This is a genomic window from Paenarthrobacter nitroguajacolicus (assembly GCF_029952445.1).
GTDB classification, from domain to species: Bacteria; Actinomycetota; Actinomycetes; order Actinomycetales; family Micrococcaceae; genus Arthrobacter; species Arthrobacter nitroguajacolicus_B.
In genome coordinates, this window is sequence record NZ_JAQPPK010000042.1 from 1 (window position 1) to 24,271 (window position 24,271).

Here is a 24,271-nt window from a genome sequence, read left to right on the forward strand (position 1 = left end):
GCCTGGCTTGGCAGACGCGGGCGGGGTTGCAGGCTTGGCTGGAGTCTGGCCGTTCGACGACGGCGTGGGCTCGTCGAGGTCGCGGACCGTCACCTTGATGGGCGGCGGCTGTTGGGCCTTGGCACGTTCGGCCTCGCGTCGATCCGCCTCAGCGACGGCATCGGCCCAGTCCTTCGCGAGGACAGGCGGTTCCTTGGTGGCAGCCACGACAATCGGGTGGTGCGCAGTCTGGTGCTCGACGACGGATTTGACCTCGGCCGGCTTGGGCAGGTTCCGCGGGTCCACTTTGGATTTCCACGCGCCGCCCTTGACCGCGGCCGACGCACCGGAGATCCGGCGTCGGGTGCCTCCGAGGAGGTCGCGCTTCGGCGCGGGTGCGTCAGGCTCTGGCGCGGCGGGTGCCGCAACCACAGGCGCAGCGTCAGGTGCCGCAACCACAGCCGCAGGAGCAAACGCCGGCTCAACCTCGGCTACCTCAACGGGCTCAGCTTCGCCGGTCTCCTCCAGCAGCGGGTCCGGCGCGTATTCCGGCCGACCGGGAAGGCGAACGATGGGGGTGGAGTCCTTCTTGGGGAAAATTCCGATCAACGCCAGGAGAATGACAGACACAAGCCGCCCCACTCCGGCAACCACCAGAGTGATGATGACAATCAACCCGAGGCCCAGAAACATCAGCACAGCCAGGCCGAGCGTCCCCAAATAAGTCAGGTTGATGGCGAGTGTTGTCGGATCCTCCACGTAGCCTCCCCTGGCTCTCGTTTTGCGATGCGCGCATGGCCCACCCAGCTTGCTTATCCAGCTTAGGGTCCCGCACCGACGGAATCACGCGCCGCAGCCCACTCTGGCAGGGTTGTTTCGAAGCTGTTATCTCGCATGGGAAAATATGTTGCCCAGCTCTCATTTTCAGCCTAGATTGGCGCGCCGTGACCCCTGATCCAGCCCGACTTCGAAATGGCGCATGCCCCTGCCTTTCCGGCGAACAGTACGACGAATGTTGTGGCCGCTTCCATCGCGGTGAAGCCGAAGCGCCCACAGCCGAACAGCTCATGCGCTCCCGGTATTCGGCGTTCGTGGTCCTCGAGCCGGAGTACCTCGTTCGCACGTGGCATCCTTCCACCCGGCCGGCGTCCATGGAGCTCGACCCCGACATTCAGTGGCGCCGCCTGGACATCGTCGGAACCGTGAACGGCGGTCCGCTGGACTCGTCCGGCACTGTTGAGTTCGCGGCACACTACAGGTCCGACGGCGAACGCGGAGTCCAGCGTGAACTCAGCCGTTTCGTGCGGGAAGGCAAGCGCTGGTATTACGTGGACGGGGACGTCCGCCAGTAACTCACCGGTATTTGCGGTGGAGGTTCTCCTTCTTCGAAGCGCCGGGCGACGCGTCGCCGATCCATGGGCCCGTACCTTCGGATTGGTCCAGTATTCCGGCCTCCAACCAGCCGTAGTCGCCAGCCAGGACCTTGCGCGAGAGGTCGTGGTCGCCGTCGTCGGTGTTCCGCCACAACTGGTCAAAGTATTCGTCCACCCGCACGCGGGCCTGTTCGCAGAATGCCTCGGCCAATTCGAAAGCCGCCGCCCCTTGTTCAGGGTGGGTTCGCAGCAGCGACTCTGCCCGTGAGCAACACGCGGCCATGGCGAACAGTTCGGCCCCGACGTCCACGATCCTGCCCAGGAACGCCTGTTTGTGCTCGAGTTTGGCCTGCCACCGGCCCATCCCGTAAAAGGTCTGCCGCGCCAGGCGTCGCGAGGACCGCTCAACGAAACGCAGCTGCTTGGCCAGCCGGCCGAATTCGGCATAGGACCGGGGATCCATCCCGGCCCCGGCAACAAGCTTGGGCAACCACCGCGCGTAGAACCCGGAAGCCCCGACGGCGGCCCTTGCCTTGTCCTGCAGGCTCGCGTCCGCTGAGGCCAGATCGCCCGCGGCGGCAAGGTGCGCGTCCACGGCTTCACGGGCAATCAGGAGTTTCATGATCTCGCTGGAACCCTCGAAGATCCTGTTGATGCGGAGGTCGCGGAGGAGTTGCTCGGCGGGGACGGCCCGTTCTCCCCGGGCTTCCAAGGACTCGGCCGTCTCAAAGCCACGACCACCCCGGATCTGCACCAGTTCGTCGGCGACCCGGCAACTCAGTTCGGTGGACCACAGCTTGGCCAGGGCGGCTTCGATGCGGACGTCCTTCTGCCCGGCGTCGGCCATTTCAGCGGACAGTTCAAAGACGGCTTCCAAGGCAAAAGTGGTGGCGGCAATGAAGGCGATTTTCTTTCCCACGGCTTCGTGCTGGCCCACGGGCCGTCCCCACTGGGTACGCGCGTTGGACCATTCACGGGAGATTTTAAGGGTCCACTTTCCTGCAGCCACGCACAGTCCGGGGATGGAAAGCCGCCCAGTATTAAGGGTGGTGAGGGCGATCTTGAGGCCTTGTCCTTCGCGGCCAAGACGGTTGGCCGCGGGCACGCGGACCTTATGGAATCGCGTCACGCCGTTTTCGATGCCACGCAGGCCCATGAAGGCATTCCGGTTCTCCACCGTGATCCCAGGGGAGTCCATTTCCACCACAAATGCCGAGATGCCACCCTTGTGCTCTGTTCCGTCGGCATCCGTGTGGGGCGGAACGCGGGCCATGACCACCACGAGTTCAGCGATCACACCGTTGGTGGTCCACAGTTTCACGCCGTCCAAAAGGTAGGAACCGCCGTCGTCGGAAAGTACGGCGGTGGCGCCCATGCGCGCGGGGTCGCTGCCGACGTCGGGCTCGGTAAGGAGGAACGCCGTGATGGCGCCGGCGGCGCAGCGAGGCAGGTATTCCTTCTGCTGTTCCGGTGTGCCGAACTCCTTGACGGGCTCGGGAACTCCGATGGATTGGTGGGCGGAAATCAGCGCGCCCAGGCTCGGATGGACCGAACCCAAGAGGGCAAGGGCCCGGCCGTAATACACCAGGGAAAGGCCCAGTCCACCGTATTCGCGCGGAATTTTCATGCCGAACACGCCCAAATCGGCGAGTCCGGCAAGGTACTCGTCCGGGATTTTGGCGTCGCGTTCGATCACCCGGCCGGACATGGTTTTGGCGAAGGCCAGCAAGCGGGCCATGAACTCCTCGCCGCGTTCCACGTCCTCTGCTTTGGCCTGCGGCCAAGGGTGGATCAGGCTGAGGTCGAAACTGCCCAGATACAGGCCTTTGGCGAAGCTTGGCCGGTTCCACTCAGTTTCGCGGGCGGCCTCGGCGACTGCGCGGGCCTCTTCGGCCGTGGCGTTGACGCTTGCGGCGGTGAGGCTGCTGTCAGTGGCGGACGTCATGGATAACTCCTTTTACCGGTTGTGCCGGTGGTGGAGCCAGGGTCCGCCTTGGGTGGGAACCCTTCAGCTGTCCCTCAATGCTACCCGCGGGTAGCTACCCGTGCCAGTGGAAACCTGCGGCTGGAATTCTGCCGGAATTTCCACTTGCCCCGCGTGATGGACCAGACTGTCCCACGCAAAATTAATGCCGTGAACAAGGCCTCCAAGAACACCCTTGACGGTGTACCAAACCATGCCCATGGCGCCGATAAGGACAATCGTTGCCATTGCTGCGGCCGCGATGAAAGCGGCCAGGATTACAGCGAAGAAGAGTGTTCCAATAACTACGTACGTGCCAGTTTCCAGCGTACTGAAATCGAAATCCATGGTTCCCCCCGGAGCGACATTGCGTGGGTCGAAGCGGCGTGGCTGCGTCGATGATCTGACACTAGGGGCGGGGGTGCTTTCCGGCCAGCGTTGACGCGTGTCATTGCAGCGTTGATATGGGATCGAAACAGTACCGGAGGGTAAGTCACGGAATGGTTGCGGCAAGGTTCGGAAACAGCGCCCGACGGCGGTACTCCCGGTCCGCTCGACGCCGCCGCGACGCTCTGCGTTAACCTTGTACGGGGCAGTTTCCGCTGCCAGCCAGGTTTCGCAGCAGCTGAAGGAGAGTAGTTGTCCCGTTCAGCCATGTCCTCCGCCGACGCAATCGGCGCGAGGCTCCGCGACCTCGAACAACTGACCAAGGGTCCGGCGTGGGCCCTGACGCGCTCGGCGCCGTGGGTCATCGCGGTCCTCCAGGCCTCCTTTACCCGCACCAGGCCGCAGCTTCCTCTCGAAGAGTTCCACGCCGACGTCGACGCTTTCCTTGAGCAGCTCCGGCGCCAGGATCCGGCCCTCGGCGGCCAACAGAACGGAAAGCTGTTCGGCGACGAATGGACGCGCAAGCAGTTCCTGACGCGCCGTAACCAGTCCGGCCAGATCGTCTACGAAGTCACAGAGCCTGCCGCCCGCGTGCTCGCTTTCCTGGACAGCCTGTCGAGCGAGCGCTCCACGCTCAACGGTTCGCGGCTCGGAACGCTGCTGGGCGATGTGGAAAAGCTCGCCAACGAAACCAACCCGGACCAGAGCGCCCGTTTGGAGGCCCTGGAGGAGGAGATCCAGGAGCGCCAGCAGCTGGTGGAGGACATCAGTTCCGGCGAATTCGACGGTCTCCTGGACGACGAAGAGGCCGTGGAAGCCGCCGGCAATATCCTTGACCTGGCCGCCAGCCTGCCCGCGGACTACAAGAAAATGCGTGACCGCATCGAGGAGCTGGTGGGCGAGCTGCGCAACCAGATCATCGAAGAGTCGCTCAGCAAGGGTGCCACCATGGCCCAGGTCCTGGAGGCCGACAAACGGCTGCGGCAGAGCCCCGAAGGCCGTACCTTCCGGTCGTTTACGGCTTTCCTGGAGGATCCGCAGCAGCAGCTTCGTTTCCGCTCAGCCATTGGCGAGGTCCTCAGCCGGCAGTTCGCGGACGACCTCTCCCACGAGGACCGCGAAACGCTGAAAAACCTCGTAGCGGAACTTCGGTACCAGCACAGCCAGATCCAACGGATTTACGGCAAGCTCTCGGAGAGCCTCAACACCTACATCCAAAGCGACGACGTCCGGCAGTCGGTCAGCCTCCGCAAGGTGCTGGCCGAGGCTGAACAGGCCATCCGGTCCTTGCCCTACGAACGCGACCGCCCCGGCCTTGTTCCGGGGCCTGTGCTGTTCAACGCAGGTTTCGAGTCGCTGGCCATGGTCAAGCTCTTCGACCCCGACGAATTCGCCACGCCCCCGCGACTGGCCGACCCCATCGCGTTCACCGACTCGGACCGGGTCCGCTCGGCCCGCACCGGCAAGGCGAGGCCCGCCGTCGTGCGTGCTGCCATGGCGGGTTCGGCGACCATCGGTGAGGCGTGGGAAAACCTGCCCCCTGAAGAACGTCACATCAACAGCGTCCGGACCCTGCTGTCCTTGGCGCTGCAGGGCGGTGCGGCCTTCGATCGCGCCGCCTGGGAACACATCGACTTCGAACAAATCGACGGCAGCATCCGCACCGCGTACCTGCCTGTCGTCACGCTGAATGAGGATTCCAATGACTGAGGAAATCACGACGACGGACATCACCGAAGCGGAGAGCGTCACCGTTGATACGGCTGCTGACTCAGCTGACATCGCTGCCGAAGAAGTTCCTGAGGCCGCCGCCGGTCCGGTTCACTCGGATCCCTTCCGCGTCACACCCCGCGACTCCTTTGTTGACGGCGCCGCGCTTTTCCCCGGGGACACCGGTGTGCTTCCCATGAAAGTGCGCCACGCCTTGGTGAAGCTGCTGAAGGGTCCGTACATCGACGGCGGCCGCGACGAGAAACTGTGGACCACGCTCCTGGACAACCAGCTGATCCTCCGCAGCCGCCTTTCGGAGCTTTTCCTGACCCTGCAACTGGACCACGACCGGAAGATCGCCGTTCTCAGGCCCGTTGATCCGGAGATCGTCGGGGCCAGCTCCCGCTCCAGCATCCTTCGCCAACAGCGTGCACTGAGCCGTGTGGAAACCATCGTGCTCTTGCGTCTCCGGCTCCTCCTGGACCGCCATGTCACGGCCCAAACGGATCCCACGATCACCCGCGAAGAGATTTCGGACCTCGTAGCCAACTACACCCCCTCCGGTCAACAGGACGCCCTGCGCGACTCGGACGTGGTCACCAGGACCATCACCAAACTCCTGGCCCGCCAACTCATCCTGCCCACCCCGTTGGATGACACCTACACCATTAGCAACGCCCTCCCACTGGCCCTCCCTTTCGAAAACATCGGCGACATCCCGGCCCACATCGAAGCCCTGGTGGCAGTAACGGCAGACGAGTCAGGCACGGAGCCGCTGCTGGACCTGGACTCCGATGCGGGCGATGACGACGACGGCGACGCCGGTGACGACGGTGACGGTGACGGGAACGACGACGCCGATGCCGCCCCCGGTGACGTGGGAGCCGAAGCCGGAGCGATGGATGCCGGACCGGGAGTGGCATCGGGCCTGTCGAAGCCGCGCGTCGAGCTGATCGAAGATCAGCCGCGCGGCGAAGGGGCGGGGCCGGCATCCATCGCGCAGGCGGACGCAACCACGACTGACGGGACACACAAGTGACTATCGCAACCATGCTCCCGCTCGGCGAACTGACGAACCCCGGCCAGATGCGTTTGGCGTTGGTGCAGGTGGTCAACTGGGGTACGTTCCATGGGGCCCACACCATGCACGTGGACCGCAAGGGCACCCTGCTGACCGGTAACTCCGGCGTCGGCAAGTCGACGCTCTTTGATGCGATGCTCCGCGTTTTCGATGCCCGCCCACGCTCGAACGAGGCCGCTGCACAGCGTGCCGGCGGTGCTGTGGAGGACAAGAGGACCACGTTCACCTACATGCGCGGCAAGGTCGGTGATAAGGCGGTTGGGGATAGCTCGGCGAGTGCCTTCCAGCGTCCCGGGGCCACGTGGTCCGCCGTCGCACTGACGTTTGATAACGCCGCCGGCACGAAGGTGACGGTATCGGCGCTGTTCGACCTTCCGAAGAATGGCACGGAGTCGAGCGTCGGGCGTTTCTACGTCATTGACAGCAAGCCTTTGGACCTGGAAGCCATCGAGGGGATCGCTCAGAAGCGGTTTACCAAGGGTGCTCTGGAGGGGATTTTCCCGGACGGCCAGGTCTTTGACGTCCACAAGGCTTTCGCTGAGCGGTTCCGCCGGCTGCTGGGCATCAACTCGGACCAGGCGCTCCCGCTGCTTCGGGTGATCCAGGCGGGCAAGGGCCTGGGCGGCAGCGTCAACACGTTCTTCCGTGACCAGGTCCTGGACGCCCCGGCGACGTTGGCGGCCGCCGACGACGTCGTGGAGGAATTCAGCAACCTGATGTCCATCCGGCAAAGGCTGGAAGATGTCCGGTTGCAACGCGACCAGTTGGCTCCGGTTCCGGGGATGAACAAGGAGTACGCGCAGGCACTGCTGGACGCGAACCGCCTCCGCGAGCTGGCCGGCGAAGAGTTCGAAGCCTACAAACAGCAGCTCGCCGTCACGGTCCACGCCAAAACGTTGGCCCGTTTCAAGGAGTTGGCGCAGTCCAAGGCCCAGGAACTCGCCGCCGAGCGCGTCGTGCGCGACGCCCTGGCCAAAGAGCTGCGCGACCTGGAGCTGGACTACAACAACCGCGGCGGCAACGCCATTTCGGCCATTGAGCAATCCTTGGAGAACGCCAAGGTCGGTTTGAAGCTGCGCCAGCAGGTCGAGGATTCGGCCAGGAAGGCGTTGGCTGACGCGGGGTTGAACCTGGAATGGTCGGCCGAGGGCTGGGACCAGGCGCATGAGCAAGCGGCCGCCCGGTCGATCGAGTTGAAGGACGATTCCGAAGCGCTGAAGGAACTTCGCTTTGAGGCCTTCGACGGCCACGCCACCAAGAAGCGGGAGCTCGCAGCGGCGCAGCAGGAATTGTTGTCATTGCGGTCGCGCAAGTCCTTGCTGCCGCCGTCGAGCATCGAGAACCGGGCCGCGATCGCGGCTGCAACGGGTGTTCCCGAAGAGCGGATGCCCTTTGGCGGCGAGCTGATCGACCTCGCCGAGGGACAGGACCACTGGCGGCCCGCCGCCGAGCGTGCCCTGCGAAACCTCGCCACCACGCTGTTGGTTCCGGGGGAGCACTTTGCTGCAGTCACCCGGTATCTGAACGACAACACGGTCCGCGGAGCGCTTCGCGCAGTTGACGTCTCCAAGCCGCTCGCCGGTGGCGCACTGGCTGTGGAGGACGTGTCCGACGGCGACCTCTTGACCAAGCTGAGCATCCTCACTTCGGGGGCAAACGCCGACGCCGGCGAGTGGGTCCGCCAGCGGATCGCTTTGGACTTTGCGTATCCGTGCGTGGAAGATCCGGACGAGCTTGCCTCAATGGACAAGGGCCTGAGCCTGGGTGGCGTGGTCAAGCGGAACCGGCACACGGTTGAGAAGGATGACCGTTTCACCAGCCGGCAGGATTACGTCCTTGGCTTCGACAACGCCTCGAAACTGGAGCTCGTGGCAGCACGGGTTGGGGAACTGGAAAACGAGCTGGCTAAGGCTGCCGAACTGGCACAAAGCCGCGAGGACTCGCATCAAGGCATGGCCCGCCAGCTCGAAGCCCTGCGACGCGTGGCCGAGGACGAACGGCCGTGGGAGCAGGTTTCGGCTGCGGTTGCGGCGGAGGAACTGGCCCGGATCGAGCAGCGCCTGGTTGATGCCCTGGCTGCGCAGGCGGACCTTGAACCACTGCGTGCAAACATCGAAACCGTGCGCGAAAAGCACCAGTCCTCCACAGGGGTGGCGGCTGTGCTGCAGAGCGAATACAAAGCGCTCGACCATAAGATGACCACGGCTGACGGCCTGTTGGATGCGGCCAGGCTGAAGCTTGAGCAGTCGCCGCCGTCGACCTCTACCGTCACCGCGCTGGAACCGTACTTTGCCGGCGTCGAGGAACTTTCCGAACTGTACGAGCTCGACAACCTGGCCAACATCGTCCGGAACAAGCTTTTGGACGAGTTGCATTCGGCGGAGTCCCGCAGCCAGGCAACAGCCGAACGGCTGACGCGCATGTTCGAGGCCTTCGTCCGTGACTGGGGGAGCGCCATCAGCGCCGACCACGGCACCTCGATCGGGGCCGCCGGGGACTTCGAAGCCCGGTACCACGCGATTGTGAGCGACGGCCTGCCCGCCCAAGAGGCCGAGTTCCGCCTGTTTTTCAATCAGCGTACGCACGAGTCCTTCAGCACGCTCCTGCACTTGCTGGATGAGGAACGGCGCAGCATCACCAGCCGCATCCTGCCCCTCAACGGCATCTTGTCGGAGGTCAATTTCCACGAGGGCAGCTTCCTGGAACTGGACATCAAGCAGACGCTGCCGGCAACCGCCAAGGTGTTCAAGGATGCCATCCAGAACGCTTTGAAGACCAAGCACGCGCGGCCGTCCCGCAGCGCCTCTGCCGCCGGTTCAGCAACGGAAAACGATGACGACGCCGAGCTCACCTCCCGCTACAAGTCGCTGGAAACACTGGTGAAGCGGTTGGGATCGCAGACACCAGAGGATCGACGCTGGCGTGCCGAAGTGCTCGATGTCCGCGGGCATGTCTTCATCCAGTGCAAGGAGCACCGTGAGGTCGCTTCGAAGCCAGGCAAGTCCGGCTCGGCAAAGGCAACCAAGAAGAAGACCGAAGTCTTCATGCATGCCGATACCGGATCGATGTCCGGCGGTGAGCGCCAGCGGTTCACTGCATTCATCATGGCCGCGGCGCTGAGCTACCAGCTGGGCATTGCCGAGCAGGGCTTCACCACTTATGGCACGGTGATGATGGACGAAGCCTTCGTCCTGGCCTCCGAAGAGTTCGCGGGCGCGGGCATCAAGGCGCTTCACGAGTTCGGTTTCCAGTTGCTGTTGGCTGCTCCGGAAAACGTGATCGACCTTTCCCGGCACCTGGGCTCCGTGACCGAGATCCTCCGCGACAAGCGAACCAACCGTTCCGGGGTGCTCACGGCTCCCGTCATCGCCGGCCCGGCTGAACCTGGCGCCTGGCGATCCGAAGCCAACCCCGTGGACATCGTCCTCCGCTAGAAACCCTCCGCTAGAAGCAACGCGGGGTCACTTATGGCCCATGTTTGGCCTCCGAATGGGCCATATCTGACCCCGCGTTGCTTCAGCTTCTAGCCGCGGACGCGGTCCAGGAACTGCGTCGTCCGGTCTTCCAGACCCGCGATTTGGCGGACCACGACGACGGCCGGGTCCGGGTTGATCTCGTTGACGGGCGGTTCCTTCCGCACGTTGGCGCTGCAGCCGAACTCGGCGCAGATCAGTGTGCCCACGGTGTTCCCGTCCTTACCGGATTGCCCAGCCTTCTTGGCGACCCACAGGTAGACGTCGTCTTTGGAGAAGACGTCCCGGCACAGTTCGCACAGCACTACGCGCTTCTTGCCGGAACCTCCTTCGGGCGCACGGAGCAGGATCCCGGTGAGCTTGCCCCGGTGTTCCACCACGAGGTATCCGCGCTGCGGCATTTTCTCGTCCCGCCAGCCCAGGAATTCGAGCGTGTCCCAGTCAATGGTGTCGAAATCACGGGGCAGGTTGAGCTTTGCGGCCTCGGAGCGGCTCGCGTTGATGAAGGATGAACGGATTTGTTGGGCAGTAATTTTCTGCATGGCAAAGTTTCTTTCGGAAGTTCGACGTCGGCAGCGCGGCTGGCGCTGTGCGGTGGCACTTGCTGCGTCGGTCACCGAGGAGGAACGCCAAGGCACGCCAAAGGACCAGCGGTTGTGCTGGAGTTGGATCCTTGGTGTTACTTGGTGGGTGCCGACGCGCAGGGGAGTGCCAAGCAGGCCAAAGCGGCCACCTCGCCAACCATGGCGGCAGCAACAGAAACAGTGCGCACGCTCATCCCCTCGTCGTTTTCCGGAAAGCGGTAGTCCGCCATCGACAATCCTAACCCCACTCAAGAGCAACGCGGGGTCAGATATGGCCCATAAACACCCCGAACATGGGCCATATCTGACCCCGCGTTGCAGTAGAAGGGGGATTACGTGACGCAAACGTTTCGTAATTATCCAGAGGGTAGGCTAGCCTTACTTAGGTTCGCATCACTTACCTAAGGAGTCCCGTGGCTTCCCTTCTCCCACGCCGCGCCCTGCTGAAAACCGCAGGCACCGCGACGGCCGCCCTGGCCGCCGTCGCCCTTTCCCTCACTGGCTGCTCCACCGGACCGGCCACCTCAACGCCGGCGTCTGAGCAAGCCGAGTCCGCGGCCTTCCCCGTCACCATCAAGAACGTCTTCGGCGAGACCACCATCAAGGAACAGCCCAAGCGCGTCGTCACCGTCTCGTGGGTCAACGACGACGTCGCGATCGCACTGGGCGTTGTACCGGTAGGCGTTCCGAAGAACGAATGGGGCAACAACGACAAGGGCTCCACGCCGTGGAAGGACGCAGCACTGGAGAAGCTTGGCGCCGGTTTCGGCACCGACAAGGCTCCCGTCCAGTTCTCCGAGGCTGACGGCATCAACTTCACCGAGATCGCCAAGCTGAGCCCGGACGTCATCCTGGCCGCCTACTCGGGCCTGGAAGAAGCCGACTACAAGAAGCTCAGCGAGATTGCCCCGGTTGTCGCCCAGCCCGAACTGGCTTACGGCACCCCGTGGCAGGAAAGCACCACCCTGATCGGCAAGGCCCTGGGCAAGGAAGCCGAAGCCAAGAAGTTGATCGAGGACACCGAGTCCACCATCAAGGACAAGGTCTCCAAGTACCCGCAGATTAAGGACAAGACCTTCATCTACGGCAACCTTGAGCCCGCCAAGGGTGATGGCGCCAACGTTTACACCGCCATCGACAACCGTCCCCGTTTCCTTTCCGAAATCGGCATGAAGCTGGCGCCCATCGTCACGGAAAACACCAAGTCGGACACGGAATTCTTCATCCCGTGGTCCGCGGAAAAGGCCAATGAACTCGCGTCCGACATCTTCGTGACCTGGGTCCCCGAGGCCGCAACGGCCGACGCCATCAAGGCAGACCCGCTGCTTGGCCAGATTCCGGCCATCAAGAAGGGTGCACTGGTTGCCGATTCGGACCAGACCCTGACGCTGTCCATCTCCGCTTCTTCGCCGCTGAGCCTGCCATGGGCGCTGGATAAGTTCCTGCCGCAGCTGGGCAGCGCAGCGGACGTGGCTGGCAAGTAACCGCAATGAAACTGAGTACGACGACGGCCGTCCAGGAACGGGGCAGCGGCACCTTGGTGCCGGCTGCTCCGGGAGGAAACTCCCCTGACGCTTCGGTCCCCCGAGGAGGAACCGGGCAACGCGGCACCGCAGGCAAGCGCACCGCCTGGCTGCTGGTGGCCGTCGTCGTACTCGTTGCAGTCAGCGCCGCATCCTTGGCGATCGGTGCACGCGGGCTTCCGCTCAATACTGTGTGGGAAGCCCTCACCAACTTCAATCCCGCCGACGGCAACCACGCCGTGGTGATCGCCCGGATTCCCCGCACCGTCCTGGGCCTGCTTGCCGGAGCCGCGCTTGGCTTGGCCGGGGCGGCAATGCAGGGCGTGGCCCGCAACCCCTTGGCGGATCCAGGAATCCTGGGCCTCAACGCGGGCGCGGCCCTGGCGGTGGTTGTCGGTATTTACGTGTTCGGCATCGGCTCGCTGACCGGCTACATCTGGTTCGCTTTCATCGGCGCTGCGGCAGCCGCCGTCGTGGTTTACGCCATAGCCTCCCGCGGACGCGACGGTGCGACGCCGGTCAAGCTCGCTTTGGCGGGTGCGGCGCTCAGCGCGGGCTTGTTCTCGCTGATGAACGTCATCCTTGTCTCCAGCCAGGACACCCTGGACCGTTTCCGTTTCTGGCAGGTGGGGAGCATCGGCGGGCGTGACTGGTCCGTGCTCCTGCCGGCGCTGCCGTTCCTGGCGGTCGGTGCGGTCATAGTGTTGGGTGGCGGGCGGGTCCTCAACAGCCTGGCTTTGGGTGACGACATCGCCCGCGGACTCGGCCAGAATGTTGGACTTGCCCGCGGAATCACGGCTCTTGGCATTGTGTTGCTGTGTGGCTCAGCAACTGCGCTGGCTGGACCCATCGGCTTCCTTGGCTTGGTGATTCCGCACGCTGTCCGCTTGCTGACGGGGCCCGATTATCGGTGGATCCTGCCGTTCTCCTTGGTCTCGGCCCCGATTCTGCTTATCACCGCCGACATTATTGGCCGCGTGGTCCTCCTCCCGGGCGAAGTTCCGGCCGGCATCATGACCGCGATCGTGGGAGCACCTGTGTTTATCTGGCTCATCCGCCGAGGAAAGGGGGCCGGGCTGTGAGCACCGTCCTCAAATCCGCTCCCGAGTTGGCAGTTAATGGCAATGTTGCCCCCAAACATCATCATCAAATGCCACTTCGGCGCGTGCTTACCCCCACTTTCTTCCTGGGCTTCGCACTTCTGGTGATGTTCGGCGTGTACGTGCTCCTGGGCAGCTACACCGTGACCATCCCGGATTTCTTCACCATCGTCATCAACCACCTGACCGGCGGCGAGAAGATTCCGGGCGCGAGCTTCATCGTCATGGAGCACAAACTGCCGCGCGCAGTGGTGGGAACCATGATCGGCCTGGCTTTCGGACTGGCCGGCGCCCTCTTCCAGACCATGTTGCGCAACCCGCTGGCCAGCCCGGACATCATCGGCATCAGCTATGGAGCCAGCGCCGCCGCCGTCGCTGCAATCGTGATCTTCGGCGCCTCCGGGGCCGTCGTCTCCGGAGCAGCCCTTGGGGGAGCCCTGGGCGTTGCGGCCATTATCTACGCGATCTCCCGCAGCACCGGTTCAGGCGCGGGAGGAGGCAGCCGCGGCAACGCGGCAGGCAACAGGCTCATCCTGGCAGGCGTGGGCATCGCCGCAGCACTGCACGCGGTGGTCAACTTCCTCATGACCCGTGCCGACATCCGCACCGCCGCGGACGCCCTCATCTGGCTCAACGGCTCGCTCAACTCCGCCACGTGGGACCGGGCAGGAGTGCTGGCAGTTTCCCTGTTGGTCCTGGTACCCGCCGTCATCGCACTGTCCGGCCCACTGCGCATCCTCGAACTCGGGGACGATGCCGCCGCCGGCTTGGGAATCAGGGTCAACGCCACGCGGCTGGGACTCGTGCTGACCGCCGTCGGACTTGCCGCCGTCGCAACCGCTGCCGCAGGGCCGGTAGCGTTCGTTGCCTTCCTTGCCGGACCGATATCGCGCAGGATCGTCCGCAAACCCAGCCTGCCGGCGTCGGCCCTGACCGGTGCGCTGATCGTGCTGGCTGCCGACTTCTTCGCCTCCAACATCGCGCCGGTGGTCCTCGACGGAACCGTCCTCCCGGTCGGCGTCATCACCGGCGCCCTCGGTGCACCCTTCCTGCTGTGGCTCCTGGTCACGTCGAACCGAAAGGAAGCCTGATATGGCCATCCTTAATGCCAAGGACCTGACGCTCCAATACGAGCAACGCAAAGTCGTGGAGGGGCTCTCAACCGAAATCCCCGAGGGCAAAGTGACCATGATCGTCGGTGCCAACGCCTGCGGTAAGTCCACCCTGCTCCGGGGGCTGTCCCGGCTGCTCAAGCCCGCTGGCGGAGCCGTCACACTCGACGGCAAGGACATCCACACCCGTCCGGCCCGTGAACTTGCCCGCACCCTCGGTCTCCTGCCGCAGCACCCCACCGCTCCGGACGGCATCACGGTGCGCGACCTCGTAGGCCGCGGGCGCTATCCGCACCAGGGCTTCTTCCGGAGCTGGAGCGCCAACGACGACGCCGCGGTGCAGCGCGCGCTCGACGCCACCGACACGCTGGGGCTTGCTGAGCGGAGCATCGACGAACTGTCCGGAGGTCAGCGCCAGCGCGTCTGGATCGCCATGGCCCTTGCCCAGGAAACCGACGTCCTCCTCCTCGACGAACCCACCACCTACCTGGACCTCGCGCATCAGGTGGAAGTACTGGACCTCATCACCGACCTCAACCGCCGCCGTGGCACCACTGTCGCGATCGTCCTGCACGACCTCAACCTTGCAGCGCGCTACGCAGACCACGTCATCGCCATGAAGGGCGGGTGCATCGTGGCAGAGGGCCCGGCCGGCGATGTGGTCACCGAGGAATTGGTGTTCAACGTTTTCGGACTGGAATCCCGGGTTGTTCCGGACCCCATCTCAGGTACCCCGCTGATCGTTCCCATTGGACGGCACCACGCAAGCCCCGCTTCAACCAACGAACTGGAGATCGCCTCATGAGTGCACAACCGACACAGGCCAAAGCCAACGCCGCCGTGGAGCCCATGACCCTCGCCTTCGACGTCACCGTGACGGCCGTGCAGGAGCTCAGCCCCAACTTCCGCCGGATCACGTTTGGCGGATACTCGCTGCGTGACTTTGGGGTAGCCGGCGACACACTGGACCTGCGCGTGAAGCTGATGATCCCGTCCTTCGATGCTGACGGCAACGCCATCCCACTGCCGCCCTTCAAAATGGAGGAAGCCGGCTGGTACAAGGAGTGGCTTGCCATGGACCCGTCTGTGCGTGGCGACATGCGCACCTATACGGTTCGCTCCGAGCGGCTCGACGCCGTGTACCCCGAAATCGAAATCGACTTCGTGATGCATTTCGACGACGAAGGCCACGGCGGACCGGCAGCCAACTGGGCCCTCAACGCGAAACCGGGCGACGCCCTCACCATCATTGGCCCCAATAACCGCGCGGCCCAGTGCACCACTGCCGGCGCTTACGGCGGCATCGAATGGCGTCCCGGTTTGGCCCAGCGCGTGCTCCTGGCTGGTGACGAAACCGCCGTCCCCGCCATCAGCGCCATCCTCGAAAGCCTTCCCGCCGACATGACCGGGCACGCCTTCCTCGAAGTTCCTGAAGCCGGCGATTTTCAGGACATCTCCACGGCGGCCGACATCGAAATCACCTGGCTGGCCCGCGGCGCAGCCATCGGCCGCTCGCGTCCGCATGGGGAACTCCTCAAGGAAGCCGTGGCCAAGGCAGTTCCCGTGCCGGGCTGGGTGGGCCTCAAGGGTGCCCAGACAGCAGCCGGTCCCGAGCCCGAAGACGTCAACGTGGACCAGGACATCCTCTGGGAAACCCCGCAACGCATGGACTCAGCAGCCATCGAAGCCACCAAGAACCCCACCCTCCCGGCGGGTGCGCTGCCGTTCTACGCCTGGATCGCCGGCGAAGCGTTCGTCATCAAGGAAATGCGCCGGTATCTGGTCCGGGACGTCGGCATCGACCGCAAGCAGGTTGCGTTCATGGGGTACTGGCGACGCGGCAAGGCGGAGGGCTAAGCCTTTCCCTGGGGCGGCCGATGTACGGCCGTCACCTTTCGACGCTCTCTCACATACCGTCCCTTTTCTGGGGACCTTCTCTCACTTCACGTGCGCTTGAGGGGAACGCTCTCTCACTTCGCTCGTGGGCTTGTTCACTTGGGGTTCGTCCGGGTGTAACCGGGGGCGGGTAGCGTCGGCGGGGTGCGGGGAGACTTCGGAGACGGGAAGAACGGTCGACGGCGGTACGTCGCCATCGGGGACTCCTTCACCGAGGGTGTCGGGGACCCGAGCAAGGTCCTGCCCAACGGGGTCCGCGGCTGGGCTGACAGGGTGGCCGAGAAGCTGGCCAAGGCACAGCCGGGCTGGGAGTACGCCAACCTGGCCGTGCGCAGCAAAAGGCTCCGGCACATCATCGATGAACAGCTCGCCCCAGCCCTGGCCATGGAGCCGACCCTGGTCACGCTCTACGCCGGCGGCAACGACATCCTGGACTTCGGCACGGACATGGATGCGCTCCTCAATGACTACGAACTGCTGGTGGCGCAGCTGAGTGAAACGGGAGCGACCGTGGTCCTCTTCACGGGCTTCGACGTCAAAGTTTCCGCGGTCCTGGAGCCGTTCAAGAAGCGCAACACCCTGTACAACCAGAGGGTTCGGGAGATTGCCGCCAAGTATGGTGCCGTGCTGGTGGACTACTGGTGCTTCGAGGCCTACAAGGACTCGCGGATGTGGGCGCCGGACCGCCTTCACATGTCCAAGGCGGGGCACAAATACCTGGCCGCCCAGGTCCTGGACCATCTGGATGTTCCCCACAAGATCTCACCCAAGGAATGGGAGCCGCCCTCCCGTTTGACCCTTCGCGAATGGGAGCGCCGGCAACGGCGTTGGGTCAACGACTGGGTGGTCCCGCTGTTCGGACGGAAACTGCGCGGCGTCACGCTGGGCGATTCGCTGGAACCCCGCTGGCCCCAACCGGTTAAAGTCCCGCGCAAGGGTGGCCTGAAGAAGCTCATGGAAAACCGGGAGGCAGCACAATGACACTGAGATTCGTCGCATTGGGTGACTCATTCACCGAAGGCGTAGGGGACATCGATCTGCGCCTTCCCAACAACTGCCGCGGCTGGGCCGACCGCGTGGCCGAGGAGTTCGCCCGGCACGATGACGGCACGCTGTACGCCAACCTGGCCGTGCGGGGACGCCGCCTCCAACGGATCATCGACGAACAAATCGAACCCGCCCTTGCCCTGGAACCCACGCTGGTCAGTTTTTACGCGGGCGGCAACGACCTCCTCATGGCCCGGCTGAACCTGGCCCAGCTCATGCGGCACTACGAGGAAGCGGTGATGCGGCTGAACGCCAGCGGAGCCACCATTGTGCTCTTCACTGGCTACAACGTTCCGCTCTCTCCGTTGCTCGAGCCCCTCAAAGTCCGCACGGCCATTTACAACCGCCACATCCGCCGCATTGCCGCGAAGTACCGGACGCTCCTGGTGGACTACTGGTGCTTTGAGAAGTTCCAGGACCCGCGGATGTGGGCTCCCGACCGCTTGCACATGTCCACTCCCGGGCACAGGTACATGGCCGGGAAGGTCTTGGAGGTCTTGGGGGCTCCACGTACGCTGACCCCGCCAACGCTGCCGCCTCCACGTCCGAAACCCCTCACCGAAAACATCGCCGACGACGTCGCCTGGCTCAGGCGCGACGTCGGGCCTTGGCTTTCTAGGCGGGTCCGCGGCGTATCGAGCGGCGACCACCTTGGTGCCCGCTGGCCGGAACTCATGCCCGTGGTGCTGCCGGAGCGGCTGGGGACCAATCCCGCGAAAGACCGGAAGGCTCAGTTGTCCAGCAGGTTCTCGTAACCCTCGGCCACGCTGGTGGCCGTGAATTCGATGATTTCGAAATCCGCCACGCCGTTGCTGTAGAAAGGGTCCTCGGCCAAGGAAGCGTCCAGGGTTGCCCGGTCCGCCTTGGACAACAGCACGCCTCCCGTGGCTGGTATGCGACGTCCGGACGCAAGGAAGATGCCGTCGTCGAAAGCGGCTTTCAGCCAGGCCATATGGCCGGGGCGGTGAAAATCGACGATTTCGTCGGGAACTTTGTAGGTCAGGGAGACTACGAACATGCCGCCAGCCTATCGCCAGCGCCTGGCGTCGGCAGCTACGAAGTCCGCGGATTCTCATAAGATGGACCCATGAATCAACCTCGCTGGCTGAACGCCGACGAACGCCGCGCCTGGCTTGCCCTCCTGAGCATCAATACGCTGCTCCCCTCGGCGTTGGACACCCAGCTTCAGTCGGCCGGCAAACTGTCCCTGTTCGACTACAACGTGCTCGCTATGCTCTCCGAAACCGAGGGCCGGTACCTTCCCATGAGCGAGCTCGCTGCGCGGACGAGCGCGTCCCTGTCGCGTCTTTCGCATGTGGTCACCAAACTGCAGAAGCGCGGTTGGGTGGAACGGCAGGCGCACCCGGGAGATGCCCGGGTGACAGTGGCGCACCTGACCGAGGCCGGCATGTCCACCATCGTTTCGCTGGCTCCCGGCCACGTGGAATCAGTGCGCACGTTGATGCTTGATTCGCTGAGTCCCGACGACGTCGCCGACCTCGCGCGCATCGGCGAGAAAATCGTTGCCAGGCTGGACAACAACCACTGGATTCTCCGCGATTCCTAGCTCCTCCTCCAGCTTGGAACAGCGGCTTTGTGGGTGTGAGTGCTGAAGTGGCAGACTGGCGGCATGGATTTTTCTGCCCGATATGTTGCCCTGGGGGACTCGTTCACAGAGGGTGTCGGCGACGACGATCCCACCCGCCCCAACGGGGTTCGCGGCTGGGCTGACATCGTGGCCGGACAACTCGCGCAGAGCAATCCCGGCTTCGGCTACGCCAACCTCGCCATCCGCGGGCGGAAACTCCGCCAGATCATGGCCGAACAGGTAGATGCCGCCGTCGCCATGAAGCCCACCTTGGTGACCCTTTACGCCGGGGCGAACGACATCCTGCGGCCCAAAATCGACATCGACTCGCTGCTGGAGGAGTACGACGCCGGCATCGCCAGGTTGAGTGCCAGCGGCGCCACTGTGCTCCTCTTCACGGGCTTTGACGTAAAGGGCTCGAAAGTCTTCAGCGCGATGCGGGGCCGCACTGCGATCTACAACGAACTCGTGCGCGAAATCGCCGAGAATCATGGCGCGTTGCTTGTGGACTACTGGCGGTTCGACGAATACGACGATTGGCGTTTGTGGGGCGAAGACCGGATGCACATGTCCACAGCGGGCCACATCAACATGGCCAAGCGCGTTCTGGACGTCCTTGAACACGAGCACGTAATCGAGGTTCCCGAGCTCGCGCCTGTGCGGCTCTTGAACCGCGTCGAAGCATTGAAGGCAAACGCGCGCTGGCTTCGGGAGTCGGCAGCACCGTGGGTATCGCGCCGCCTCCGGGGAGTCTCGTCCGGCGATGGCCTCAGCCCGAAGTACGCCGAACTTGTCAGGCCGCTTTCCTGAACCCGGGCGTGGCAAGCAAGGTCCCATCGCGTCGCACGGCAAGGACCTCCACGTTCCATTTCCCGACGGCCTGATCCAGTGTCCTGGTTCCGCCGGCGACGATGGCCGTAGCAAGGACATCGGCTGTGATGATGTCCCCGGCGGACACGGAAACCTGGTCGAACTCCGGCCGCACCCCGCCGACACCCCAGATGTGGTGGCCGCGTTCAGCTGACCCCGACGTCGCGAGTGCCCTGTTCGTCGCCATCGGATACGCGCCCAGCAACGATTGCCGATCCTGTGGATCGACGATTCCCGCAATCCAAGGTTGCTCCGTGCCGGGCCTGGGCGAGCCGCTGACCAGCACGTCCCCACCCGCGTTCAAGCACCAATCCCGCAAGCCGAGGGCTTCAAGGGACAGGGCAGCCTCGCGCGCAGCGTGTGCCTTGACGATCCCGGAAAGGTCCAATGTGCCGTCCGGGCGTTCAGCCGTGAAGGCCCCTTCCGTCGCCAGCCGCCATTCTGCCGCCTCGACGTACAGATCCTGCATGGACTCCGACGCGTAGGCCAACGTCAGCTCCCCGCGCGCCAACCTGCTCGCTTCGGAGCCGTCGCGGTACAGGCTGAAGGTCAGGTCCAGTTCCGCGAATTTATCCTCGACGACGGCGGTCGCTGACTCGAGTTCGTCCACGGCCGTCTGGGCGTAGTGGCCGCTCGCCACCGTAAGGCTCACCACCGTGCCCATGCTGCGGAATGTCCGGGCCCGTAGCCGGGTGCTGTCAGAAGTTGGCGGCATCGAGGGCTGCCTGGAGTGAAGTGAGGTAGGCGTCGCTGGTGACTGTCGCGCCGCCCACGGTTTGTACGTCCGCGGTCTGCGCCTGAAGGACCTCGGACCGCAAAACCGGGGCTGCACGGCTGCTGATCTGGGCCGATTTCCGTTCAGCATCGGTGAGCTGGAGGGCGGTTACTTCCGTGATCTTGCCGCCCTGGATTGTCACTTGGACCTGGACTGTACCGAAGCGGGTCTGGACGGCCGCGCCGTCGTAGGTTGCCGCCGTCGTGGTTCCGTTGCTGGTTCCCGAAGAGCCGCTGCTTCCGCCGCTGCTGCCGGAACTGCTGCCGCTGCTTCCGCTGCTTCCGCTGGTTCCCGAAGAACCGCTGGTGGCGCTGCTGCTGAGGCTGGTTGTGGTTGTTGTGGTACCGGTGTCGGCGATGTGGGCGCCGGATTGCCAGCCCGCCAGAAGGATGCCCGCCGACGCCAGTGCGGTGGCCATGGCTGCTCGAATTCTCACCAGTCGAACCTTTCGTAGTGGAGTTGTCCTGCGGGGACCCCCGCGGCCTGGATGTCCCGGATGACCGACGAAGCCCATGGGGTGGGTCCGCAGACATACACGTCCGCGTCCGCTATGCCGGGCGCATAGGACCCGAGGGTGAAGCCGGCATTCTCCGCGGACTGTGGCAGCCAGGAGTGGGCGCCGGCCGAGCGGGGACCCGTCAGATGGAAGAGCGTGGCACCCCGGGCCTGGCACAGCTCCATGATTTCGGTGCCGAGGAAAAGCTCGGATTCGTCGTGTCCCCGCAGCAGGACCGTCGCGTGGCCGGGATCAAACGGCGTGGATTCAAGGAGCGACCGCAACGGCGTGATACCGATTCCGGCGCCGATCAACACCACGTTGTTTCGGGTACGGGCCGCAGTGCTGAACATTCCGTAGGGACCCTCGACGGCGACCTTGGTGCCGGGCTTGATCCGGGCGAGCCGGGCCGAGCCTTCACCCAGGTTCCGGACCGTGATGCGGAGTTTCCCTGGTCCGTTGCCACTGCCGTTCCCGTTGCCACTGCCGGGGATCGGCTCCGCCGACAGGCTGAAGGGATGCGGCTGCCACCAATGGCCGGGAGCGAGGAACCTCCAGAAGAAGAAGCGGCCCCCTGCCCCTGCCAGGCGTTCAAGCTGCAGCCCCGTCATTTCGATGCTGAAAACGTCCGGTGAAACCCTGACCACCCGGCTGACAGTCAGCTGGTGCCGGAAGGTCGCCGCCAACGGTTGGTAAACCCGGAAGACGAGGAGTGCGGCGCCGGTCGCGATGCAAAAAGCCAGCCAATACCAGCGCTGCCACGTACCCTCCGCGAACAGCCCGCCCACACTGAACTGGTGCGGGATGGCTGTACCCACGGCCGCGTACGTCAGCAGATGGACCGCATACCAGAATTCGTAGGGAAACTTCCGGCGGACGGCCACCAGCGATGTCACCACCACGGCGATGAAGAGTGCCATGGAGACGAAGGCGAGCCACATGTCCGGGACGTTGATCCACAGGGACACCGATTCGCTGACCGGGTCCAGGCCCTCCGCTGCGCCGTAGCCGATCGCGATCAGCAGACCGTGCGCCAGCAGCAGGTAGAGCGCCGGTTTGCCCAGTTTCTTATGGAGTTCAAGAGCGCGGTCATGGCCGATCGTGTTGTCCACAAAGGGGATCCGGGCCGCGAGGAGCAGCATCAGCAGCACCAGGTCCATGCCGATCAGGCCACCTACGATTCCCAACGAGGTCGTGGTGGCCGCGAACGATGAGAACCCGGTGGCGCCACCGTCGGCCAACCACAGCGATACCGCGGCAACCGGCGACAACCACCCAAGGAAACCCAGGACGTCTGCCCGGGCCAGCCGCCGTCGTGCTTGCGGACGGAAACGCTCGACGGCGGCGGGTGCTGTCCGCGGGCCAGGCGATGCGGCGTGGTCCACGGTGGAATCAGTGGCTAAGAACGAGGTCATGCATCAAGACTCGCCAAGCTTCCTTTCATTCTGCTGTGAAAGAGCTTTTGAGGGCGTATGATGCCGGATTGGTCTTAATTTGGCCTGGCCCGTAGAATAGTTAGGCGCTAGGTAGTGCGGATCGTGTGCAATTGCTCCGGTTGGTGGTGACAGTCAGTTTTGCTGACGTCCCGGTGGCCGGTAGTTAGGGGCTCAAGTTGCGTGCATTCCTGTATTCGCCCGGTATCCCAGGACCTGAACTATTGCGGTCCTGAGGCCAACCTTCTTCGCCGCACTTGCTGCGGAAACTACCGAAATGGTGTGGACCCGGATGCGGACGCTGCCTGTCGCACGGCAACGCAGGAACATCTGCACGCCGTTACATTCAATCTTTGGAGGAGAGTCATGGCAGCACACTGCCAAGTGACCGGAGCCGAGCCGGGCTTTGGACACAGCATTTCGCACTCGCACCGTCGCAACAAGCGCCGGTTCGACCCGAACATTCAGAAGAAGCGCTACTGGGTTCCGTCCCTGCGCCGTAATGTCACGCTGACCCTGTCAGCCCGTGGCATCAAGACCATCGACGTACGCGGCATCGACTCAGTCGTTGCTGACATCCTGGCACGAGGAGTAAAGCTCTAATGGCAAAGGACAAGGACGTACGTCCGATCATCAAGCTGAAGTCCACCGCGGGCACCGGTTACACCTACGTAACCCGCAAGAACCGTCGTAACGACCCGGACCGTCTGGTCTTGAAGAAGTACGACCCCAAGATCCGCCAGCACGTCGAATTCCGAGAGGAGCGCTAAACACATGGCAAAGAAGTCCAAGATTGCTCGTAACGAGCAGCGCAAGGTCATTGTTGAGCGTTACGCTGCCAAGCGTCTCGAACTGAAGAAGACCCTGGTTGACCCCAACGCGACTGACGAAGCACGCGAAGCTGCACGCCTCGGCCTGCAGAAGCTGCCCCGCAACGCCTCCCCGATCCGTCTGCGTAACCGCGACCAGATCGACGGCCGTCCCCGCGGCACGCTCCAGAAGTTCGGTATCTCCCGTGTTCGCTTCCGCGACATGGCTCACCGTGGTGAGCTCCCGGGCATCACCAAGTCTTCCTGGTAATCACGAAGCTCTGAAAGGGTCGGCAACCGTTATGGTTGCCGGCCCTTTTTGCGTTTAACGGCGCTTGTTCCTTCGTAGCTTGGAAGCGGGCTGCCTGGGCTGATCGCCGCCTGCCTCCTTCCGACGCTCTCTCACATCATTCCCGTTTTTGGGCATCGCTCTCTCACATCATTCCCGTTTTTGGGCATCGCTCTCTCACGTAATTCCCGTTTTCGGGCATCGCTCTCTCACGTACCGGTGCGTTCGGGTGAATGCTCGACGGCGGTGCCCATCGTGGGTGCGGAGCGTCAAGTGGTTGGGTGGTTGGGTATGTGACGGGCGTCACTGGGTGGGTTTTGGTGGGTTTTTAACTGGTTTGGGTGGCCAGTGGGCTTGTTTGGCCTGTGTTTGCGGGGTTTTTGGTCCTTCGGTGGTGGATTTGTGTCGGGGCTTGGGGGCGTGTAATGTCTTCTGAGTCGCCGCGAGTGAGACAGCCTGGAGCTGGAAACCGCGGAGACCAACCCCCTTGATAACAGCCTGTAAATGGCATGCTTTTGAGCGTGCCGGAGCCGGGTGGGGCCGAGGACTGGATGGAAGATCGCGGAAACGCTGATTTGCCAAGATCCGGTCCATCGGGTAAGTTTGAAAAGTTGCTCCGGAGCGATCCAGTGGCCCTGTAGGGGTTGGTGGTGGTGCTGCTTTGGATTAGTGACCTGTTGTTTGAGAACTCAATAGTGTGCCAAGTTTGTTGATACCGATTGTTTTATTGATTGGTTGAATTATGCCGGATTGCCCGCACCCCCGTGTGTGGTGGTCTGGTTT

Annotated in this window: 24 protein-coding genes and 1 pseudogene; 16 read left to right on the plus strand and 9 right to left on the minus strand. The window is 63.8% G+C overall.

All coding sequences use genetic code 11. The features are described from left to right. A partial coding sequence (locus tag PJL15_RS21180; RefSeq protein ID WP_281453106.1) for a hypothetical protein occupies positions 1–738 on the minus strand: 738 nt, incomplete at its 3' end. Between the two features lie 185 nt (positions 739–923). Between PJL15_RS21180 and PJL15_RS21185 the strand changes: the two genes are divergently transcribed. Next, positions 924–1,331: a YchJ family protein gene (locus PJL15_RS21185; RefSeq protein WP_281453107.1), complete on the plus strand. Its 408-nt coding sequence runs from the start codon at positions 924–926 to the stop codon at positions 1,329–1,331. A gap of 1 nt (position 1,332) precedes the next feature. Here PJL15_RS21185 and PJL15_RS21190 read toward each other — a convergent pair whose 3' ends face one another. Continuing rightward, complete coding sequence (locus PJL15_RS21190) at positions 1,333–3,297, minus strand: acyl-CoA dehydrogenase family protein (protein WP_281453108.1); 1,965 nt, start codon at positions 3,295–3,297, stop codon at positions 1,333–1,335. 63 nt (positions 3,298–3,360) lie between these two features. Further along, positions 3,361–3,663, minus strand: a complete 303-nt coding sequence (locus tag PJL15_RS21195; RefSeq protein WP_281453109.1) for a hypothetical protein — start codon at positions 3,661–3,663, stop codon at positions 3,361–3,363. Positions 3,664–3,954: 291 nt separating this feature from the next. On the opposite strand from PJL15_RS21195, the gene PJL15_RS21200 reads away from it, so the two are divergent. The 3 genes and pseudogenes from PJL15_RS21200 to PJL15_RS21210 all read left to right on the plus strand — a co-directional run bounded on the left by PJL15_RS21200 (position 3,955) and on the right by PJL15_RS21210 (position 9,927). Next, positions 3,955–5,412: a DUF3375 family protein gene (locus PJL15_RS21200; RefSeq protein WP_281453110.1), complete on the plus strand. Its 1,458-nt coding sequence runs from the start codon at positions 3,955–3,957 to the stop codon at positions 5,410–5,412. Beyond that, positions 5,405–6,271, plus strand: a pseudogene (locus PJL15_RS21205) (DUF4194 domain-containing protein); the annotation flags it as partial. The gene PJL15_RS21200 and the pseudogene PJL15_RS21205, both read left to right, overlap by 8 nt. Positions 6,272–6,447: 176 nt before the next feature. After that, positions 6,448–9,927 carry an ATP-binding protein gene (locus PJL15_RS21210; RefSeq protein ID WP_281453111.1) on the plus strand — a complete coding sequence of 1,160 codons (3,480 nt, stop codon included), beginning with the start codon at positions 6,448–6,450 and terminating at the stop codon, positions 9,925–9,927. An 89-nt stretch (positions 9,928–10,016) separates the two neighbouring features. Here the strand turns inward: PJL15_RS21210 and PJL15_RS21215 are convergent, their stop codons facing one another. Both PJL15_RS21215 and PJL15_RS21220 read right to left on the minus strand, forming a co-directional pair. Then, entirely contained in the window at positions 10,017–10,508 is a 492-nt protein-coding gene (locus PJL15_RS21215; protein ID WP_281453112.1) for an FBP domain-containing protein, read from the minus strand. A gap of 137 nt (positions 10,509–10,645) precedes the next feature. After that, positions 10,646–10,780, minus strand: a complete 135-nt coding sequence (locus PJL15_RS21220) for a hypothetical protein (protein ID WP_281453113.1) — start codon at positions 10,778–10,780, stop codon at positions 10,646–10,648. 183 nt (positions 10,781–10,963) lie between these two features. Here PJL15_RS21220 and PJL15_RS21225 point away from each other — a divergent pair, with 183 nt between their 5' ends. The 7 genes from PJL15_RS21225 (at position 10,964) to PJL15_RS21255 (ending at position 17,983) form a co-directional block, all read left to right on the plus strand. Further along, positions 10,964–12,034 (plus strand): iron-siderophore ABC transporter substrate-binding protein, encoded by a 1,071-nt coding sequence (locus PJL15_RS21225; protein ID WP_281453114.1) that lies wholly within the window; start codon positions 10,964–10,966, stop codon positions 12,032–12,034. Positions 12,035–12,039: 5 nt separating this feature from the next. Continuing rightward, positions 12,040–13,155, plus strand: coding sequence for a FecCD family ABC transporter permease (locus PJL15_RS21230; RefSeq protein ID WP_281453115.1), 1,116 nt, complete (start codon positions 12,040–12,042; stop codon positions 13,153–13,155). Next, entirely contained in the window at positions 13,152–14,264 is a 1,113-nt protein-coding gene (locus tag PJL15_RS21235; protein WP_281453116.1) for a FecCD family ABC transporter permease, read from the plus strand. Before PJL15_RS21230 ends, PJL15_RS21235 begins: the two co-directional genes overlap by 4 nt. A gap of 1 nt (position 14,265) precedes the next feature. Continuing rightward, positions 14,266–15,090: an ABC transporter ATP-binding protein gene (locus PJL15_RS21240; protein ID WP_281453117.1), complete on the plus strand. Its 825-nt coding sequence runs from the start codon at positions 14,266–14,268 to the stop codon at positions 15,088–15,090. Then, positions 15,087–16,142 (plus strand): siderophore-interacting protein, encoded by a 1,056-nt coding sequence (locus PJL15_RS21245; RefSeq protein WP_281453118.1) that lies wholly within the window; start codon positions 15,087–15,089, stop codon positions 16,140–16,142. Before PJL15_RS21240 ends, PJL15_RS21245 begins: the two co-directional genes overlap by 4 nt. A 183-nt stretch (positions 16,143–16,325) precedes the next feature. Further along, positions 16,326–17,162 carry an SGNH/GDSL hydrolase family protein gene (locus PJL15_RS21250; RefSeq protein ID WP_281453119.1) on the plus strand — a complete coding sequence of 279 codons (837 nt, stop codon included), beginning with the start codon at positions 16,326–16,328 and terminating at the stop codon, positions 17,160–17,162. After that, positions 17,159–17,983, plus strand: coding sequence for an SGNH/GDSL hydrolase family protein (locus tag PJL15_RS21255; RefSeq protein ID WP_281453120.1), 825 nt, complete (start codon positions 17,159–17,161; stop codon positions 17,981–17,983). Before PJL15_RS21250 ends, PJL15_RS21255 begins: the two co-directional genes overlap by 4 nt. Here PJL15_RS21255 and PJL15_RS21260 read toward each other — a convergent pair. Continuing rightward, positions 17,959–18,246, minus strand: coding sequence for a YciI family protein (locus PJL15_RS21260; protein WP_281453121.1), 288 nt, complete (start codon positions 18,244–18,246; stop codon positions 17,959–17,961). The two genes, PJL15_RS21255 and PJL15_RS21260, sit on opposite strands and share 25 nt — an antisense overlap. Positions 18,247–18,315: 69 nt before the next feature. Here PJL15_RS21260 and PJL15_RS21265 point away from each other — a divergent pair, with 69 nt between their 5' ends. Both PJL15_RS21265 and PJL15_RS21270 read left to right on the plus strand, forming a co-directional pair. Beyond that, the gene (locus PJL15_RS21265) at positions 18,316–18,795 is read left to right on the plus strand and encodes a MarR family winged helix-turn-helix transcriptional regulator (protein WP_281453122.1); all 480 of its coding nucleotides are present in this window, start codon (positions 18,316–18,318) and stop codon (positions 18,793–18,795) included. A gap of 63 nt (positions 18,796–18,858) precedes the next feature. Further along, positions 18,859–19,626 (plus strand): SGNH/GDSL hydrolase family protein, encoded by a 768-nt coding sequence (locus PJL15_RS21270; protein WP_281453123.1) that lies wholly within the window; start codon positions 18,859–18,861, stop codon positions 19,624–19,626. Here PJL15_RS21270 and PJL15_RS21275 read toward each other — a convergent pair. The 3 genes from PJL15_RS21275 to PJL15_RS21285 are packed head-to-tail and all read right to left on the minus strand — an operon-like array spanning position 19,610 to position 22,372. Next, positions 19,610–20,401 (minus strand): FAD:protein FMN transferase, encoded by a 792-nt coding sequence (locus PJL15_RS21275; protein WP_281453124.1) that lies wholly within the window; start codon positions 20,399–20,401, stop codon positions 19,610–19,612. The two genes, PJL15_RS21270 and PJL15_RS21275, sit on opposite strands and share 17 nt — an antisense overlap. Beyond that, a complete protein-coding gene (locus tag PJL15_RS21280) occupies positions 20,385–20,897 on the minus strand; it encodes an FMN-binding protein (protein WP_281453125.1) in 513 nt (170 codons plus the stop codon). The genes PJL15_RS21275 and PJL15_RS21280 overlap by 17 nt, the downstream gene beginning before the upstream one ends. Then, on the minus strand, positions 20,894–22,372 hold the full coding sequence (locus PJL15_RS21285) for a ferredoxin reductase family protein (RefSeq protein WP_281453126.1): 1,479 nt from the start codon (positions 22,370–22,372) through the stop codon (positions 20,894–20,896). Before PJL15_RS21285 ends, PJL15_RS21280 begins: the two co-directional genes overlap by 4 nt. A 384-nt stretch (positions 22,373–22,756) precedes the next feature. Here PJL15_RS21285 and rpmB point away from each other — a divergent pair, with 384 nt between their 5' ends. From rpmB to rpsN, 3 genes are read left to right on the plus strand one after another with little or no spacing between them, the layout of a single operon-like run. Continuing rightward, positions 22,757–22,993 (plus strand): 50S ribosomal protein L28, encoded by a 237-nt coding sequence (gene rpmB, locus PJL15_RS21290; protein ID WP_011776361.1) that lies wholly within the window; start codon positions 22,757–22,759, stop codon positions 22,991–22,993. Next, positions 22,993–23,160, plus strand: a complete 168-nt coding sequence (gene rpmG, locus PJL15_RS21295) for a 50S ribosomal protein L33 (protein WP_003798558.1) — start codon at positions 22,993–22,995, stop codon at positions 23,158–23,160. The genes rpmB and rpmG overlap by 1 nt, the downstream gene beginning before the upstream one ends. 4 nt (positions 23,161–23,164) lie before the next feature. After that, positions 23,165–23,470, plus strand: coding sequence for a 30S ribosomal protein S14 (rpsN, locus tag PJL15_RS21300; RefSeq protein ID WP_011776360.1), 306 nt, complete (start codon positions 23,165–23,167; stop codon positions 23,468–23,470). Positions 23,471–24,271 lie beyond the last annotated feature (801 nt).